This is a genomic window from Streptomyces sp. NPDC060209, from assembly GCF_042728155.1.
GTDB lineage: Bacteria > Actinomycetota > Actinomycetes > Streptomycetales > Streptomycetaceae > Streptomyces.
This window is the reverse complement of record NZ_JBHWZS010000541.1, coordinates 1-2,471: the sequence shown is the minus strand read 5'-3', so window position 1 is coordinate 2,471 and position 2,471 is coordinate 1. Positions and strand designations below refer to the sequence as shown.

Annotated in this window: 3 protein-coding genes; all 3 read left to right on the top strand. The window is 70.3% G+C overall.

All coding sequences use genetic code 11. The features are described from left to right. Positions 1-54: 54 nt before the first annotated feature. The 3 genes from ACFWFI_RS42380 to ACFWFI_RS42370 all read left to right on the top strand — a co-directional run bounded on the left by ACFWFI_RS42380 (position 55) and on the right by ACFWFI_RS42370 (position 2,444). Complete coding sequence (locus ACFWFI_RS42380) at positions 55-603, top strand: DUF1697 domain-containing protein (RefSeq protein ID WP_387401248.1); 549 nt, start codon at positions 55-57, stop codon at positions 601-603. Then, positions 596-979, top strand: coding sequence for a nuclear transport factor 2 family protein (locus ACFWFI_RS42375; RefSeq protein ID WP_387401246.1), 384 nt, complete (start codon positions 596-598; stop codon positions 977-979). Before ACFWFI_RS42380 ends, ACFWFI_RS42375 begins: the two co-directional genes overlap by 8 nt. A 550-nt stretch (positions 980-1,529) precedes the next feature. Then, on the top strand, positions 1,530-2,444 hold the full coding sequence (locus ACFWFI_RS42370) for a S1 family peptidase (RefSeq protein WP_387401244.1): 915 nt from the start codon (positions 1,530-1,532) through the stop codon (positions 2,442-2,444). The last annotated feature ends 27 nt before the right edge of the window (positions 2,445-2,471 follow it).

The following is a 2,471-nucleotide window of genomic DNA, read 5'->3' as shown; positions in this document are numbered from 1 at the left end:
CCCCCCCACGGGGCGCGGCGGCCCTCGCCGGTGGAAAAGCTCTAGGGTGGGGCCATGAGCACGATGTACGCGGCGCTGCTGCGGGGGATCAACGTCAGCGGCCACCGGCGGGTCCCGATGGCGGAACTCCGCACGCTGCTCGGGGAGCTGGGGCACGAGGACGTCGCCACGTATCTGCAGAGCGGAAACGCCGTGTTCCGCAGTGCGTCGGGCGACGAGAGCGCCCTGGCCGCCGGACTCGAGCGGGCGATCGAGGAACGGTTCGGCTTTCCGGTGGACTGTCTCGTCCGCTCGGGCGCCTACCTCGCGGGAGTGGCCGACGCCTGTCCGTTTCCGGCCGCCGAGCTGGAGGGCAAGCAGGTGCACGTCACCTATTTCGACCAAGCCGTCGACGCCTCACGGTTCGCCTCGCTCGACGCCGACGCCTTCCGTCCCGAGGAGTTCCGGCTGGGTGACCGCGCCCTCTATCTGTACGCGCCCGACGGGCTCGGGCGGTCCAAGCTCGCCGTGGCGCTCGGGCGGCCCGCCGTCACGCGTGGCCTGGTCGCCACCAGCCGCAACTGGAACACCGTGGTCAAGCTTGTGGAGATGACGCGTGACTGACCCCTCGCCCGCCGTGGCCGCTGCCGTGGAAGGCGAGCTCCGCCTCCTCGATCCCGTGGTGCGGGCCTCCGCGGATGTGCTGGCCACCCTGCTGCACGCCGACTTCCGGGAGATCGGCACCAGCGGCCGGCTCTGGGAGCGGGACACGATCATCGCCATGCTCACGGACCCCGACGCGCCGCGCCCCGGGCCGGTCACCGCGTCAAGGATGCGGGGTGACCAGCTCGCGGCGGACCTGGTGCACCTCACCTTCGACACGGAGTCCAAGGGCCTGCGTTCCCACCGCAGTTCCTTGTGGCGGCTGACCGGAAGCGGCTGGCGGCTCTACTTCCATCAGGCCACGCCCTTCATCGACGATCCGTTCGCCGAGGTCTGAGCCGACGGTTCCGCCGGCTCCCCGGCATCACCCCGCAGCACACACCGGAGCGGCACCGCAAGAGTGCCGCACCGGTCCGATCTGTGCCCGGCGCCGGGCCGGTTCTTGCCGGAAGGGCTAATTCCGGCCAACTGGAGCGCCCGGGCAAAACGCTGGTAAAGCGCCTGAACGGACGGGGTGCACAGGGGTCCGTGACGGGCTGCCGGCGCGCTCGTACATCCGTCTCCCGGGCTGCCGCGGCGTGTGTGAACGCGATGCGCGTAGACAGGAGCCGATGTCCTCCGCCCGCTTCACGCTTTGCTGCAATTCGCAGGCCCGTTCCGTTCGGTGAGCGGACGTCCGCGTTCGGAGGGCACTCGCACGCATAGCGGAGTTCACGGTCCGTTCTCCGCCACGGTCCGGAAGGCGACCTTGCCACGGGTCCAAGCGGAGTCAAGGATTCGAGGCGTGCGGTTGGCAGGTCCACGACTAGAACCCCGGTCGGGGACAGCCGCACAGCCTCGGTCCGCCCACCCAGCGGACCGGACACCCCCCAACGACGGAGGATCCTGTGACCTTCAAGCGCTTCGCCCCCCTCGGCTCGATCTCCAGACGTGCTCGCCTCATCGCCGCCACCTCAGGTCTGGTCACCGCCGTGGCGCTTGCGGCCCCCACCGCTGTGGCCCAGGCCGCACCGGACACCGTGACGAAGGCAGAACTCACATCGGCCAGTACGGCCGTCCGCGGCGCCGACATCGCCGGCACCGCCTGGTACACCGAGGCGAGCACCGGCAAGGTCGTCGTGACCGTCGACAGCACGGTCACCGCCGCCGAGATCGCCACGATCAAGAAGTCGGTCGCCGACTCGGGCGCGAAGGCCGACGTCAAGCGCACCGAGGGCACGTTCAACAAGCTCATCGCCGGCGGACAGGCCATCTACGCCGGCGGCGGACGCTGCTCCCTCGGCTTCAACGTGCGCAGCGGCAGCACCTACTACGCGCTGACCGCCGGTCACTGCACCGAGATAGGCAGCACCTGGTACACCAACTCCGGCCAGACCACCACGCTCGGCACCAGGGCCGGCTCCAGCTTCCCGGGCAACGACTACGGGCTGATCCGGCACTCCAGCTCCGCGGCCGCCGACGGCCGGGTCTACCTCTACAACGGCAGTTACCAGGACATCACCTCCGCCGCGACCCCCAGCGTCGGCCAGTCCGTCAAGCGCAGCGGCTCCACGACCGGCGTCCACAGCGGCACCGTCACCGGCCTCAACGCGACGGTGAACTACGGCGGCGGTGACGTCGTCTCCGGTCTGATCCAGACCAACGTCTGCGCCGAGCCCGGCGACAGCGGCGGCTCGCTCTTCTCCGGCACGACGGCGCTGGGCCTCACCTCGGGCGGCAGCGGCAACTGCAGCTCCGGCGGCACCACGTTCTTCCAGCCCGTCACCGAGGCGCTGAGCGCCTACGGCGTCAGCGTCTTCTAAGACTTCACGCACCACTCGCCGACGGGC

Bases quoted from the DNA above. Each gene is read 5' to 3' on its own strand.
- ACFWFI_RS42380 (WP_387401248.1), top strand. From the start codon at position 55: ATGAGCACGATGTACGCGGCGCTGCTGCGGGGGATCAACGTCAGCGGC.